Raw genomic sequence first — 14,203 nt, forward strand, 5'->3', positions numbered from 1 at the left:
CAAGGAGACCCGCCCATGCTGAAACCGATCCGCGCCGCCTTGGCGATGAGTGTTATAACATTAACCGCCATTGGCGCATCGTCTGCGTTTGCAGCTCCCCTGAAAGTGGTCGCCAGCTTCACTGTCATCGCCGACTTCGCCAGGAATGTCGGCGGCGACCGGATCAAGGTGACCACCATCGTCGGGCCGGATGGCGATGCCCATGTCTACGAGCCGAGCCCGGCTGACGCGGTGGCGATGGCCGGAGCGGATGTGGTGCTGGTCAACGGGCTGCATTTCGAAGGCTTCCTGCAGCGCTTGGTCGACGCCAGCGCCACCAAGGCCTCGATCGTAACCCTGACCAACGGGGTGACGCCGATCAATTTCAAACCGGAATTCGCCGACGCCGATGCGGCGGAAGGCGCCGACGCGGGTGGCGGCAAGGCGGTCACTGACCCGCATGCCTTCCAGTCGATCGCCAACGCCAAGGTCTATGTGAAAAACATCGCCGATGCCTTCTGCTCGGCCGATTCAGATGGGTGCGTCAGCTACCAGACCAATGCCGCCGCCTACTCGAAGAAGCTCGACGCGGTCGAAGGCGAAGTGAAGGCGGCAATTGCCTCCATCCCGGAAGCCAAGCGCGTGGTCATCACCTCGCATGACGCGTTCGGCTATTTCGAGCACGAGTACGGCCTCACCTTCCTTGCTCCGCAAGGTGTGTCGACGGACTCCGAACCATCAGCCGCCGACGTTGCCAAACTCGTCACCCAGGTGAAACAGGACAAGGCGGCCGCGATCTTCGTCGAGAACATCACCAATCCCCGCCTGATCGAACAGATCGCCAGTGAAACCGGCATCAAGGTGGGCGGCACGCTATATTCGGATGCGCTGTCGCAGCCCGACGGCCCCGCCTCGACGTATATCGACATGATGCACAACAACATCACCCAGATCAAAGGCGCGATCCTCGGCAGCTGAGACCAGCGCCAACGGAAAGGCGGGGCCGGACTCCGCCTTTCCGCTTCAACCCTGGGCAGCCTGGGTTGGACTCTTCGCCGGAAATGTCTATGTGCGCTATGGTTTTGAACCGCGCAGGAGATGCGGATCGACCGCTGTTCGAAAGCCGGCATCGCCATGACTGACTTCACGCCTTTTCAGTCGCTACTTGGCGGCGCCCTCATCGGCCTGTCGGCGGTGCTTCTGATGGCGTTGCATGGTCGGATTGCCGGAATGACCGGCATCCTGACCGGCGTCATCCCACCGCTTTCGACGGAATGGCGGTGGCGGGTCGCCTTTCTCGCTGGAGCGATCGTCGCGCCTTTGCTGATACTGCTTGCCGGAAAGTCCATGGAATTCAGCTTCCGGTGCCAACACTCGCGCTTGTCGGCGGTGGTTTCCTGGTCGGTATCGGCGTGCATTTCGGCGGCGGCTGCCCGAGCGGGCACGGTATTTGCGGCATTGCGCGGCTGTCACCGCGATCGATCGTCGCCGTCGCGACTTTCATGATCACAGCCTTCGTAACCGTCTTTGTCGTCCGTCACGTGATCGGAGGCTGAGGCCATGAACAAGCTCGTCTCGGCCTTTCTGATCGGCGGCGTCTTTGGCCTAGGCATCGCCGTTTCCGGCATGATCAATCCGGCGAAGGTACTCAATTTTTTCGATATCGCGGGAAACTGGGATCCGAGCCTGATCTTCGTCATGGGCGGCGGACTTGTCGTCGCCTTCACCGGCTACCGCCTGGTGTTCGGCCGGCGCAAGACTCCAGTGTTCGAGAGCGCCTTCGCGCTGCCGACGAAGCGCACCATAGACAAAGAGCTGATCGGCGGCACTGCCGTCTTCGGCATCGGCTGGGGGATCGCCGGCTTCTGTCCTGGCGCTGCAATTCCCGCGCTTGGCCTCGGCTATTCGGCAACACCGGTCTTCGTCGCGGCGGTCATCGCCGGCATAGTCGTGGCTCGCTTTGCCCGGGCACGGCTTGCTCAGCCAGCTGCGGCATAGGAATTAGTTGCCGGGCGCGTCAGGGAGTGGCAAGACTCCAGCCAAATCAGATTGCGAGGACACCGCCATGGAATATCGTGAGATCAGTGAGGACTATTCGGTCTCGGGCCAGATCCAGCCGGAAGACGTCGCAGCCATCAAGGCCGCCGGCTTCAAGAGCGTCATCTGCAACCGGCCTGACGATGAGCAACCCGGCCAGCCTTCCGCCGATACCGTCAAGAAGGCGGTCGAAACCGCGGGCCTCGCCTTCCGCTACATCCCCGTGATCAGTGGTCAGATGACGGCGGAGAATGTCGAGGATCAGGCCGAGGCGCTGGACGAACTCGACGGCCCGGTGTTCGCCTATTGCCGCTCCGGCGCGCGTTGCACCAACCTGTTCGTGGCGATACAGCAATCTAAGGGTTAGATCGGCAGCGCGCCGGTTTCCTTCAGCGTCTCCAGCACGATCGCCGTCTTCACATGCTGCACGGATTCGTGCGGCAGGAGCACGCCATTGACGAATTCCGACAATGATTTGAGATCGGGCGTCACCACCTTCAAGATGTAATCCATCTCGCCGGTCAGCGCGTGCGCTTCCTGTACCTCGGGGAGCCGCGCCACCAGTTCGCCGAAGCGACGTGCGTTATCGCGGTTGTGAGTGGCCAAGGTTACCGAGATGACGTTGACCAACGAAAAGCCGAGCTTGTCGCGGTCGAGAACTGCCCGATAACCCTTGATATAGCCGTCCTCCTCCAGCCGCTGGCGGCGGCGTGAGCATTGCGACGCCGACAGGTTCACCCGCTCTGACAAGTCGTTGTTGGTGAGCCGCGCATCGCCCTGCAGAAGAGACATTATCTTGCGGTCAAACTGATCAATGCGCGTCTCATCCATGGATTTCTCGCTCTGCATGCACAATTCGCGCATAGCTTGATCATTTCAAGCGTTTGAATGCAAGCACCATGCAGCCGGTCCGCGCTATGATTGCGCCATGTGTGGTCCGCTGCGGCCACCTCATGTTTTGGAGGAAAGCCATGGGTCCCTTCCCGCACGACGCCCCGCCTACGAAGATCAGCAAAGACAACCCGGCCGGCACCGACGGTTTCGAGTTCGTCGAATTCGCGCATCCGGAGCCGGAAAAGCTGGCTGAGCTGTTCACCCGGATGGGCTATGTCGCGGTGGCCAAGCATCGCATGAAGAATATCACCGTCTGGCGCCAGGGCGACATCAACTATGTCGTCAATGCCGAGCCCGGCTCACATGCGATAAAGTTCGTCGACAAGCACGGACCGTGTGCGGCCTCGATGGCCTGGCGGGTGGTCGATGCCAAGCACGCTTTCGACCACGCTGTTTCCAAGGGCGCGACGCCGTACGAAGGCACCGACAAGGCGCTCGATGTGCCGGCGATCGTCGGCATCGGCGGTTCGCTGCTCTATTTCATCGAAACATACGGCAAGAAGGGCTCGGCCTACGATGCCGAATTCGAATGGCTGGGCGCGCGCGACCCGCGGCCGCAAGGCGTCGGCTTCTATTTTCTCGACCACCTCACCCACAATGTCTATCGCGGCCAGATGGACAAATGGTGGGATTTCTACCGCAACCTGTTCGGCTTCAAGCAGATCCATTTCTTCGACATCGACGGCAAGATCACCGGACTGGTCAGCCGCGCCATCACCTCGCCTTGCGGCAAGATCCGCATTCCCTTGAACGAGTCCAAGGACGAGACCAGCCAGATCGCCGAGTATCTGAAGAAATACAATGGCGAAGGCATCCAGCACATCGCCGTCGGCACGGACGAAATCTACGCCGCCACCGACAGACTGGCCGAAAACGGGTTGAAATTCATGCCTGGTCCGCCCGAGACCTACTACGACATGTCCTATGCCCGGGTGAACGGCCATGACGAGCCGATCGAGCGGATGAAGAAGCACGGCATCCTGATCGACGGCGAGGGTGTGGTCGACGGCGGCATGACCAAGATCCTGCTGCAGATTTTCTCGAAAACCGTGATCGGCCCGATCTTCTTCGAGTTCATCCAGCGCAAGGGCGACGAAGGCTTTGGCGAAGGCAATTTCCGCGCCCTGTTCGAGTCGATCGAGCAGGATCAGATCAAGCGCGGTGTGATCAAGGTTCAGGCGGCGGAATAAAATTCAGGTCGAGCGGATTGCGCATGACTCTTGAGTCTTGCGCGAAATCGCATTCATAGCCCCAACCGCTCGACCTCTTTCTCCCTCAGCTTCAGATCGCAATCGAGCAGGAACTCGTCGAGTTGCGGCGGCTTGACCGACGTGCCGCACAGCATCGCGTGTACCTGACCGCGATGATGGATGTCATGCAGGAAGACATGGGCGAGGATATCGCCGATGCGTTCGGGGATCATGCCGTCCTCACGCCGATCGGTAATGACGCCACGATCGAGATCCTCCTGAGAGAGACCGTCACAGAAGGCGATCAGCCGCCGGTCGGCCGCGGCTTGAGCAGCAAACAACGCGTGCGGCTCGTCGATAGGCACAAAGTCGTCAAAGGCCGCAGCCCCGATGCCTCCCTCCTCGATAAAATCGAGATAGAGGAGATCCACCGCCAGAATGTGGTTGAGCGTCGCCTTGATCGACGGGAAGAAGCTGGTTCGTTCGGCTGAGAATTCACCGGGCTGGAGCGACAGCACAGCGCGATAAAGCCTGTCATTCGACCAGAGATTGTTGCCGGCCATGCGGCGAAGATGACCCAATAGGTTCATGTAAGCGCTGCCATTGGTACGATCTGGCTCAACGGAGAATGCGTAGCCTCTGCATCGACGCCTTGCCAGCTTCCTTCATACGCGCCGCGAAGGCGCCCCTGCTTTGTGACCAATATTGACTTGCAGCGCCTGCAAGCATGATCGGCAAGAAAAGCAACAGATACGAAATGGCGATGCAAGCCATGAAGACGTAGGTGAGAAGCTTGTCGAGGCCGCGACTGTGGTGCTTCCCCTCGAAAATCCATATCGACTTCAACAGGTCAAGAACCGGCCGTTCTATCCATCCACTCGCGACATCCGGCCAGATACAGAGCCAACTGATCGCGACCATGGCTAAAAAGCTGGCGGCGACGAACACCGCGAGCCGATAGCGGCGGGCGCGAAGGAAACCACGAACAAGAGAAAGAAAGCACGCCACCGACAGGACGGTAAAAGCAATGAAGGCGAGTTGCCTGGTCCGAACCGCGGCATGCGCGAAAAACAACCCGGCGGGGATAAAAACGGCGCACACAATGTTCAGGAAAGCGGTCGTCGCCACATATGTTTGCGCGGATTCATCCTCCGGATCAGCCAACGACCGCCCCTATTTGACGTATCTTTCGACCGTCTGCTCGATGGCGCCGAAGATCGAATGCCCGGCCTTGTCCTTCATCTCGATGCGCACGGTGTCGCCGAAGCGCAGGAACGGCGTTTTCGGTTCGCCACTCTCGATGGTCTCGATCATGCGCAGTTCGGCGATGCAGGAATAACCGGCGCCGCCTGCCGAGACCGGCTTGCCCGGGCCACCGTCCAGCTTGTTGGATACTGTCCCTGAGCCGATGATGGTGCCGGCGGCCAACGGCCTTGTCCTGGCGGCATGGACGATGAGCGCCGGAAAATCGAAGGTCATGTCGACGCCGGCATTGGCGCGGCCGAACGGTTTTCCGTTGAGATCGGCAAGCAGCGGCAGGCTGACCTTGCCGCCATCCCAGGCGTCGCCCAACTCGTCCGGCGTCACCGCCACCGGCGAAAAGGCGGAGGACGGTTTCGACTGGAAGAAGCCAAAACCCTTGGCGAGTTCCGAACCAGTGAGCGCACGCAGCGTCACATCGTTGACCAGCATGACCAGCCGGATCGCGGCGCGGGCGTCATCGAGGCTGGCCCCCATAGGCACGTCATCAACGATAACGGTCACTTCGGCTTCCATGTCCATGCCGAAGGCTTCGTCGGCCATGCGGATCGGATCGCGCGGTGCAATGAAGGAGTCCGAACCGCCCTGATAGATCAGCGGATCGGTCCAGAAGCTCGCCGGCATCTCGACGCCGCGCGCTTTCCGCACCAGTTCGACATGGTTCACATAGGCCGACCCGTCGGCCCATTGATAGGCGCGCGGCAGCGGCGAATGGGCATCGTGTTCGTGAAAGCGCGCCGACGGCATCGCATTGTTTTCCAGCGATTCCGCTATTGTCGCGAGATGCGGCGCGATGCGTCGCCAGTCATCGAGTGCCGCCTGCAGCGTACGCGCCAGGAACGAGGCATCGGTGTACTGCGTCAGGTCGCGTGAGACGACGACGAGTTTTCCATCACGCGTCCCGTCCTTCAATGTGGCAAGCTTCATGCGTCCTCCCAATCGTTATTCGTAGTATTTGCCGGCATAGAGAATTTTCGCGGCGGCCTTCCAGGAATTTTCGTTCGCTAGAAATGCCGGATCCAAGCGCAGGTGATCTGAGACGCAGGCTACTGCTGATTCGAGAAATGTGCTGATCGAATCATTTTCCCATCCATTCCAGCCAGAACCAGGGCCTGACGGCATGGCCGTCTGCCGACGATCCGCGTCGTCCCAGTCCTTCCTCAGAGCATCAATGAACCTGGTGAAAGACCGGAGGTCCGTCACCTGATCAAGAAGGAAGTCAAGTTGTGACGCAGATGTCTCCGCAGACTCGCGCACCTCGTCCCAAAGCTTGTCGTTAGCCATCCTCACTCCCAAGCCCCACAACAAGGCCGTCACGGGCGATCGTCAAGTCGCCGGCCCAGGTTTTCCTGACGGCGGCGGCCCAGTCTGCCTCACCGATCTCGGCATCATCGGCCGGAATGAGGTGATTGAGCACCAATCTGCCAATGCCGGCATCGCTGGCGATGCGGCCGGCCTCCTCGGCAAAACTGTGGCTGGCAAGCAGATGCTCTTTCAGCCGTGCACCATTGCCGGTCTTGGCAACCAGCCGCTCGATGCCTTCCTCCAGCATGGCTTCATGCACCAGGATATCGGCACCTTCGGCAAAATCGGCGAGTGGCGGAAAGAAGGCCGTGTCGGCGGAGAACACCACGCTTTTGGCGCCATGCTCGAAGCGCAGGGCAAAGCAGTCGGTCACTGGCGGATGGTCGACGCGCAGCGCTGAAACCTTCAGGCCGCGTTGCTCGACCACCTGGCCCTCGCCAAATTCGTTGATGGAAACCAGCTCACGGATATCCGGCCGACCCTCATCAACGATGCGGATCTCGATGTCGAATTCCATCGCCTGGCAAAAGCGCTGCCAATAGTGGCCGATGCCGGGCGGGCCGAACACGCTGACCGGCATCGCCAACCCTGCCGTCCAGGCGGTATGCAGCAAAGGCCCCAGTTCCAGCACATGGTCGGAATGCAGATGCGTGATGAAGATCAGGTCGAGCGCCTTCAGGCTGATGCCGGTGTCGACCAGACCACGCGTCACGCCAAGCCCACAATCGACGACGATGATCCGCCCGCCGATGTCAAGCAACGACGAGCTCGGCCAAGGTCCGCCCGGCCGCAGCGCGGGGCCGCCCTTCGAGCCGAGAAGCACCAGCCGATCCGGCACTGGCGCTGCGCTCAAGACCAGTCGCCCTCGGGCGTGCCATTGAAACGCTTCTTCAGGTCTGCCCAGCAGTCGACGTAATTGTCCTGCCGGGTTTCCAGTTCGGCGCCGTAGCGGGTCAGCATCTGCGGAAAGCGGGTTTCGAACATGAAGGCCATGGTATTGTCGAGCTTGACCGGTTTCAGCTCCACGCGCGAGGCCTTTTCGAAGCCAGGCGCATCCGGGCCATGGGCCAGCATCAGGTTATGCAGGCTCATGCCACCGGGAACAAAACCTTCTTCCTTGGCGTCATACTGGCCGTGGATCAGGCCCATGAACTCGCTCATGATGTTACGATGATACCAGGGCGGCCGGAACGTATCTTCGGCCACCAGCCAGCGCGGCGGGAAGATGACGAAATCGATGTTGGCGGTGCCTTCCTCGCCACTCGGCGCCGTAAGCACGGTAAAGATCGACGGATCGGGATGGTCGAACAGTATGGCCCCGACCGGCGAAAACGTCGCCAGATCATATTTGTAAGGCGCGTAGTTGCCGTGCCAGGCGACAACGTCTAGCGGCGAATGGCCGATCTCGGTGACATGGAAATTTCCACACCATTTCACGGTCAGCCGACACGGCGTTTCCTTCTCCTCGAACCAGGCGCAAGGCGTCTTGAAATCGCGTGGATTGGCGAGACAATTGGCGCCGATCGGGCCGCGATCGGGCAGCGTCAGCTTGGCGCCGTAGTTCTCGCAGACATAGCCACGCACTTCGGCATCGACCAACTCGACCTTGAAGACGAGGCCGCGCGGCAGCACCGCAATCTCGCCGGGCCGAAGCTCGATGACGCCCATCTCGGTGACGAAGCGCAGGGCGCCAACCTGCGGCACGACCAGCAATTCGCCGTCGGCGTTGAAGAAATGATCGTCGACCATCGAGCTGTTGGCGACATAGACATGTGCCGCCATGCCGGTCTGCCCCAGCACATCGCCGGCGGTGGTGATCGAGCGCATGCCGGCCATGAAGTCGGTGGGCTCCTTCGGCATCGGCACCGGGTTCCAGCGATATTGCCCTAGAGCCAGTTCGTGGTCGCCGACATTGGGGGCGCTCTTCCACAGCGGATAGTTAGCCGGCTTGAATCGGCCAGTGTGCTTTACGCTCGGCCTGATGCGATAGAGCCAGGAGCGCTCATTGGTGCCGCGCGGGGCGGTGAAGGGAGAACCCGAAAGTTGCTCGGCATAGAGACCGTAGGCCGGCCGCTGCGGCGAGTTTCGTCCTTGCGGCAGCGAGCCGGGCAGCGTCTCGGTTTCGAAGTCGTTGCCGAAACCCGGCATGTAGGAAAAGGCCATAGCTTCCTCCCTTGCGCATCCAGAAGACGCCAGGCGCCAGCCGGATGACCAAACTGGTTGCGTTTGTAACCATTGAAAATGTAACTATCAATGGCGACGAACATTGCCGCATCGCGTGTCGCGTAACTCTGAAAAGGCTGGTCCATGGATCCGGAAATCCTCGAACTGGAAGCCTTCCTCCCCTATCGGCTCTATCGTCTCGCCGACGCCGTCAGCCGGGAATTCTCGACGATCTACAGGGAGCGTTACGGGCTGACACGGCCGGAATGGCGTACGCTCTCCGGATTGGGGCAACACGGCATGATGACCGCGAAGCAGCTCGGGGAGCAATCCGCAATGCACAAGACCAAAGTATCTCGTGCCGTGGCGGAGCTTGAACGGCGCCGTTGGCTCACCCGAACGCTCGACGAAAACGACCGCCGCGTCGAGCATCTGACGCTGACCCTGGCAGGGAAAGCCGCGTATCGTGAGATGGTGCCATTGGCCAAGACGTTCGAGCGGGCGTTGCTGGCCAGGCTGAGCGCCAACGAGCGGGCCTCCATCGTCAAAGGCGTCGTGTCGCTGGAAACCGCGTTGGGTCGGAGACAGCGGCCGTCGCCGGAGAAAATATGAGACGGTCGCTCCGAGGTCGTAGCGCGTGAAGCAGGCATGGTCTCGCGATCATTTTCGATCCTTGCTTGCCCGACAGCGGATTTTCAGTGCTGTATGTCAGCTAGTGGATGATCCATGAACGAATTGGGGGATGGATGAAGTCGCTGATCGCGAGGCCGGTGGCTGTGATCGTTTTGCTGTTTGCCCGAGCCATCACCGCCGTCCGGCCGTTTTGGCATGAAGGCAGGCTGCCTCGCCGTCGCTCGATCTTCTTTGCCAACCATTCCAGCCACGGGGATTTCATCCTGATCTGGGCTGTTCTGCCGCCGCGCCTGCGCCGGCGGGTCCGCCCCGTAGCGGGCGCCGACTACTGGCTAAAATCCAAAATCCGAGGCTTCATCGGGCGCGACGTTTTCAATGCCGTCCTTATCGAGCGCAACCGCGAGGGACGCACGATGGATCCTGTCGAGAGCATGGGGGAGGCGATGAAGGAAGGCTCTTCGCTCATCCTCTTCCCGGAAGGCACGCGCAACCAATCCGACGCGTCCTTGCAGCCATTCAAATCCGGCCTGTTCCATTTGGCGGCATTGCACCCGGATTTCGAGTTGGTGCCGGTATGGATCGCCAATTTGAACCGGGTGATGCCGAAAGGCGAATTCGTCCCTATCCCACTGATCTGCACGGTGACGTTCGGCGAACCGATGCACCTGGCTGATGGCGAGGGCAAGGATATTTTTCTCGAGCGGGCACGTGGGGCGCTACTCGCGCTGGCGCCGAAAAAGGCAGCGGCCGAAAGGGTAGAGGAATGAGCCCGACCCAATTCGACATGATGGTTCTCGTGCTCGGCGTCTTCGGGATACTGCTCGTGGCCTCTTTCGTAGGGCAGATCCTGGAACGACGCTTGTCGCCAGACGGCTCGAATCCGGCCATCGAGAACCTCAACGCCCGCATCAATGCCTGGTGGGTGATGGCAATCCTCATCGCCCTAGCCTTCATCGCCGGGCGCATCGGCGTCCTGCTTCTCTTCGGCTTCTGTTCCTTTGCCGCACTTCGCGAATTCGTGACGTTGACCAATACGCGGCGTGCCGACCACTGGGCGCTGGCCACGGCGTTTTTCGTCGTGCTGCCGGTGCAATACGTCCTGCTCTGGATCGAGGACTACGAGATCTTTTCCGTTTTCATCCCGGTCTATGCCTTCCTGTTGATACCCATCATCTCGGCTGTGCGGGGCGATACCCAGCACTTCCTCGTGCGAATTGCCGAGGTGCAATGGGCGCTGATGATCTGCGTCTTCTGCGCCTCGCATGTGCCGGCTCTTCTGACGTTGCACATTCCTGGCTACGAAGGCCGCAATGTGCTTCTGATAGCCTTCCTTGTCATCGTCGTGCAGTTGAGCGACGTGCTGCAATATATCTGGGGGAAGATGATCGGACGTACGAAGATCGCCCCAAGGCTTTCGCCGTCCAAGACGGTTGAAGGTTTCCTCGGCGGCATTGCCAGCGCCAGCCTCATCGGCGCTGGTCTGTGGTGGATCACGCCGTTCTCTCCTCTTCAGGCGGGTGCGATGGCCTTCCTGATCACGCTGATGGGTTTTTTCGGCGGCCTTGTGATGTCGGCCATCAAGCGCGACCGCGGCGTGAAGGACTGGGGCCATCTGATCGACGGCCACGGCGGCCTGATCGATCGGCTGGATTCGGTGGTTTTCTCCGCTCCGATCTTCTTCCACCTCACGCATTACTTCTGGTCGCAGGCATGACATTCCCCGCTATTACAGCGTCGTTGCCATTCGTGGCGACCGCGTCCAATCGACGTTCCGAAAACGCGATGAGGCAGTGATGAACACGGGTGATCGCAGACCGCTTGCAAGCCGCGACACGCGCTGGGCGCAAGCGACGGCCAGGCGTCTCGCCACACTTTCCGTGACCCCCAACCAGATTTCGCAGGCCAGCATCCTCGCCGGGGCGCTGGCCGGCGCCGCCTTCTGGCTTGGCGGACAGAGCGACGGCACGGCGCGTTTGCTGCTGTTGCTGGGTGCTGCGCTGTTGTGCCAGTTGCGCCTGCTCTGCAATCTGTTCGATGGAATGGTCGCCGTCGAAGGCGGCAAGGCGTCGGCCGATGGGCCGTTCTGGAACGAATTCCCGGATAGGATCGCCGACATCGCCATCATGGTCGGAATAGGCTACGGCGTCGCCATGCCTGGCCTTGGCTGGGCAGCGGCCTGCTTTTCGGTTCTCACCGCCTATGTGCGGGAACTCGGGCGTGCCAACCAAGCGCCGAGCGATTTCTCCGGCCCGATGGCCAAACCGCATCGCATGGCGGTTGCAACCGTCGCTGCAGTGCTGTCGTCCGGAGAGTTCCTCTGGAATGGCCGCAATGAGGTCTTGACGATCGCGCTTGCCATCATCGCGATCGGTGCCGCCGCAACTGCGCTGCGACGCGCCTGGCGACAGGTCCGATGGCTGAAAACCATGCGACCCTAGCTTCCGGCGCGACGGCCTACCAGTCCATCACCACCTTGCCTGAACTGCCGCCGCGCATCGCGTCGAAGCCGGCCTGGAAATCATCGATGCCGATGCGGTGGGTAATGAGGCCGGAAACATCCAGCGGGCCCTGCACCAGCGCGATCATCTTGTACCAGGTCTCGAACATCTCGCGGCCGTAGATGCCCTTGAGATGCAGCATCTTGAAGATGACCTTGTTCCAGTCGATCTCGAAGCCGGTCGGGGCGATGCCGAGAATTGCGATCTTGCCGCCATTGTTCATGGTGTCGATCATGTCGCGGAAGGCGGGTGCGGCGCCGGACATTTCGAGGCCGACGTCAAAACCCTCGGTCATGCCAAGCGCCGGCATGACATCGCGCAGCTTCTCCTTCGAGGCATCGACGACATGCTGGACGCCGAGTTTCTTCGCCAGCGCCAGCCGCACCGGGTTGATGTCGGTGATGACGACTTTTCGCGCACCGACGCATTGGGCGACAAGCGCGCCCATGATGCCGATCGGCCCGGCGCCAGTGACCAGCACGTCCTCGCCGACGAGATCGAAGGAGAGAGCGGTGTGAACCGCATTGCCTAGCGGATCGAAGATCGCGGCGATCTCATCAGAGACGTCGTCGGGGATCGGCACGACATTGTGCTGAGGGATGGCCAGATATTCGCCAAAAGCGCCGGGGCGGTTGACACCCACGCCGAGGGTATTGCGGCACAGATGCCCCCTGCCCGCACGGCAGTTGCGGCAATGGCCGCAGACGATATGGCCTTCGCCTGAAACGCGCTGGCCGACCTTGTATTCCGTCACTGCCGCGCCGAAATCGGCGACCGTCCCGACAAACTCATGGCCGGTCACCATCGGCACCGGCACCGTCTTCTGCGCCCACTGGTCCCAATTGTAGATGTGGACATCAGTGCCGCAGATCGCCGTTTTCTTGATCTTGATCAGCACGTCGTTGGGGCCGATCTCCGGCACCGGCACCTCTTCCATCCAGATGCCCGGCTCGGCCTTGGCCTTCACCAGCGCCTTCATCATGTTCGACATTCTGTTGTCCCTTGAATCTCTTGATCCGGAATCGCTTTCCGATTTCGGCCGTTCAGGAAATCACGCCCAATTCCCTACCAACTTCGGCGAACGCGGCGACCGCACGATCGATGTCCGCGATGGAATGCGCCGCCGACATCTGCGTGCGGATGCGCGCCTGCCCCTTCGGCACGACGGGGAAAGAGAAGCCGATGACATAGATGCCGCGCTTCAACATGCGCGCCGCCATCTCCTGCGCCAGCGTCGCGTCGCCCAGCATTACCGGAATGATCGGATGGTCTGCCCCGGCCAGCGTGAAGCCGAACTTGCCCATCTCAGACCTGAACCGCGCCGCATTGGCATATAGGTGTTCGCGCAAGGCATCGCCATTTTCGATCATATCGAAAACCCGGATCGAAGCGCCAGCGATCGCCGGCATCAGCGTGTTGGAAAACAGATAAGGCCGCGAACGCTGCCGTAGCCAGTCGACCACCTGTCTCTTACCCGACGTATAGCCACCGGATGCGCCACCCAGCGCCTTGCCGAGCGTACCGGTGATGATGTCCACCCTGCCCTCGACGCCGCAATGCTCAGCCGACCCCCGCCCGTGTTTGCCAACAAAACCAACAGCATGGCTGTCGTCCACCATCACCATGGCATCGTATTTTTCGGCGAGGTCGCAGACGCCCTTCAGATTGGCGATGATGCCGTCCATGGAAAAGACGCCATCGGTGGCGATCAGCCTGAACCGGCAGTCCTTGGCCTCTTTCAGACGAGCCTCGAGATCGGCCATGTCATTGTTGGCGTAGCGAAACCGCTTTGCCTTCGACAGCCGAACGCCGTCGATGATCGAGGCATGGTTCAGCGCATCGGAGATGATGGCGTCCTCTTCGCCGAGCACTGTCTCGAACAGGCCGCCATTGGCGTCGAAACAGGAGCCGTAGAGGATGGTGTCCTCCAGGCCAAGGAAGGATGAAATCGTCGCCTCGAGTTGCTTGTGCTCCTCCTGCGTACCGCAGATGAAGCGCACCGACGCCATGCCATAACCATAGCGGTCGAGGGCCTTCTTCGCCGCCTCGCGCAGCTCGGTGCTATCAGCAAGACCGAGATAGTTGTTGGCGCAGAAATTCAGCACTTTCTCGCCGCCGACTTCGATCCGCGCCGATTGCGTGGAGGTGATGACGCGCTCGGACTTGTAAAGGCCGGCCGACTTCAGCCCGGCAAGCTCATTGTCGATGTGGGAAAGGAATGCGGTGGTCATGATCAGGCCTTGT

17 protein-coding genes and 1 pseudogene are annotated in these 14,203 nt (G+C 60.8%); 9 read left to right on the top strand and 9 right to left on the bottom strand.

Annotated elements, in window-relative coordinates; all coding sequences use genetic code 11:
- Positions 1 to 15: 15 nt before the first annotated feature.
- The 4 genes and pseudogenes from aztC (at position 16) to LGH82_RS08430 (ending at position 2,383) form a co-directional block, all read left to right on the top strand.
- Positions 16 to 957 carry a zinc ABC transporter substrate-binding protein AztC gene (gene aztC / locus LGH82_RS08415; RefSeq protein ID WP_227348072.1) on the top strand — a complete coding sequence of 314 codons (942 nt, stop codon included), beginning with the start codon at positions 16 to 18 and terminating at the stop codon, positions 955 to 957.
- Positions 958 to 1,113: 156 nt separating this feature from the next.
- A pseudogene (locus tag LGH82_RS08420) lies at positions 1,114 to 1,535 on the top strand (YeeE/YedE family protein).
- A 4-nt stretch (positions 1,536 to 1,539) separates the two neighbouring features.
- The gene (locus tag LGH82_RS08425) at positions 1,540 to 1,977 is read left to right on the top strand and encodes a DUF6691 family protein (protein ID WP_227348073.1); all 438 of its coding nucleotides are present in this window, start codon (positions 1,540 to 1,542) and stop codon (positions 1,975 to 1,977) included.
- A gap of 67 nt (positions 1,978 to 2,044) precedes the next feature.
- Positions 2,045 to 2,383 (top strand): TIGR01244 family sulfur transferase, encoded by a 339-nt coding sequence (locus LGH82_RS08430; RefSeq protein WP_227348074.1) that lies wholly within the window; start codon positions 2,045 to 2,047, stop codon positions 2,381 to 2,383.
- Here the strand turns inward: LGH82_RS08430 and LGH82_RS08435 are convergent.
- A complete protein-coding gene (locus LGH82_RS08435; protein WP_227348075.1) occupies positions 2,380 to 2,847 on the bottom strand; it encodes an Lrp/AsnC family transcriptional regulator in 468 nt (155 codons plus the stop codon). The genes LGH82_RS08430 and LGH82_RS08435 overlap by 4 nt on opposite strands.
- Before the next feature lie 140 nt (positions 2,848 to 2,987).
- Here LGH82_RS08435 and hppD point away from each other — a divergent pair, with 140 nt between their 5' ends.
- Complete coding sequence (hppD, locus tag LGH82_RS08440; protein WP_227348076.1) at positions 2,988 to 4,100, top strand: 4-hydroxyphenylpyruvate dioxygenase; 1,113 nt, start codon at positions 2,988 to 2,990, stop codon at positions 4,098 to 4,100.
- A gap of 53 nt (positions 4,101 to 4,153) precedes the next feature.
- Here the strand turns inward: hppD and LGH82_RS08445 are convergent, their stop codons facing one another.
- The 6 genes from LGH82_RS08445 to hmgA are packed head-to-tail and all read right to left on the bottom strand — an operon-like array spanning position 4,154 to position 8,828.
- On the bottom strand, positions 4,154 to 4,690 hold the full coding sequence (locus tag LGH82_RS08445; protein ID WP_227348077.1) for a DinB family protein: 537 nt from the start codon (positions 4,688 to 4,690) through the stop codon (positions 4,154 to 4,156).
- Positions 4,691 to 4,718: 28 nt separating this feature from the next.
- Complete coding sequence (locus LGH82_RS08450) at positions 4,719 to 5,264, bottom strand: hypothetical protein (RefSeq protein ID WP_227348078.1); 546 nt, start codon at positions 5,262 to 5,264, stop codon at positions 4,719 to 4,721.
- Between the two features lie 9 nt (positions 5,265 to 5,273).
- Positions 5,274 to 6,287: a fumarylacetoacetate hydrolase family protein gene (locus tag LGH82_RS08455; protein ID WP_227348079.1), complete on the bottom strand. Its 1,014-nt coding sequence runs from the start codon at positions 6,285 to 6,287 to the stop codon at positions 5,274 to 5,276.
- 15 nt (positions 6,288 to 6,302) lie between these two features.
- Positions 6,303 to 6,644: a hypothetical protein gene (locus tag LGH82_RS08460; protein WP_227348080.1), complete on the bottom strand. Its 342-nt coding sequence runs from the start codon at positions 6,642 to 6,644 to the stop codon at positions 6,303 to 6,305.
- Positions 6,637 to 7,518, bottom strand: coding sequence for an MBL fold metallo-hydrolase (locus LGH82_RS08465; RefSeq protein ID WP_227348081.1), 882 nt, complete (start codon positions 7,516 to 7,518; stop codon positions 6,637 to 6,639). The genes LGH82_RS08460 and LGH82_RS08465 overlap by 8 nt, the downstream gene beginning before the upstream one ends.
- Positions 7,515 to 8,828 carry a homogentisate 1,2-dioxygenase gene (hmgA, locus tag LGH82_RS08470; RefSeq protein ID WP_227348082.1) on the bottom strand — a complete coding sequence of 438 codons (1,314 nt, stop codon included), beginning with the start codon at positions 8,826 to 8,828 and terminating at the stop codon, positions 7,515 to 7,517. Before hmgA ends, LGH82_RS08465 begins: the two co-directional genes overlap by 4 nt.
- Before the next feature lie 144 nt (positions 8,829 to 8,972).
- On the opposite strand from hmgA, the gene LGH82_RS08475 reads away from it, so the two are divergent.
- The 4 genes from LGH82_RS08475 (at position 8,973) to LGH82_RS08490 (ending at position 11,899) form a co-directional block, all read left to right on the top strand.
- Entirely contained in the window at positions 8,973 to 9,440 is a 468-nt protein-coding gene (locus LGH82_RS08475) for a MarR family winged helix-turn-helix transcriptional regulator (protein ID WP_227348083.1), read from the top strand.
- A gap of 134 nt (positions 9,441 to 9,574) precedes the next feature.
- Positions 9,575 to 10,228 (top strand): lysophospholipid acyltransferase family protein, encoded by a 654-nt coding sequence (locus tag LGH82_RS08480; protein WP_227348084.1) that lies wholly within the window; start codon positions 9,575 to 9,577, stop codon positions 10,226 to 10,228.
- Positions 10,225 to 11,175 (top strand): phosphatidate cytidylyltransferase, encoded by a 951-nt coding sequence (locus LGH82_RS08485; RefSeq protein WP_227348085.1) that lies wholly within the window; start codon positions 10,225 to 10,227, stop codon positions 11,173 to 11,175. Before LGH82_RS08480 ends, LGH82_RS08485 begins: the two co-directional genes overlap by 4 nt.
- Positions 11,176 to 11,251: 76 nt before the next feature.
- Entirely contained in the window at positions 11,252 to 11,899 is a 648-nt protein-coding gene (locus tag LGH82_RS08490) for a CDP-alcohol phosphatidyltransferase family protein (RefSeq protein ID WP_227348086.1), read from the top strand.
- Between the two features lie 16 nt (positions 11,900 to 11,915).
- On the opposite strand, the gene tdh is transcribed toward LGH82_RS08490, so the two are convergent.
- Together tdh and LGH82_RS08500 are read right to left on the bottom strand one after the other, a co-directional pair.
- A complete protein-coding gene (gene tdh, locus LGH82_RS08495; protein ID WP_227348087.1) occupies positions 11,916 to 12,950 on the bottom strand; it encodes an L-threonine 3-dehydrogenase in 1,035 nt (344 codons plus the stop codon).
- Between the two features lie 52 nt (positions 12,951 to 13,002).
- Positions 13,003 to 14,190 (bottom strand): glycine C-acetyltransferase, encoded by a 1,188-nt coding sequence (locus LGH82_RS08500; protein ID WP_227348088.1) that lies wholly within the window; start codon positions 14,188 to 14,190, stop codon positions 13,003 to 13,005.
- Positions 14,191 to 14,203: the final 13 nt, after the last annotated feature.

The organism is Mesorhizobium sp. PAMC28654 (assembly GCF_020616515.1).
Taxonomy (GTDB): Bacteria; Pseudomonadota; Alphaproteobacteria; order Rhizobiales; family Rhizobiaceae; genus Mesorhizobium.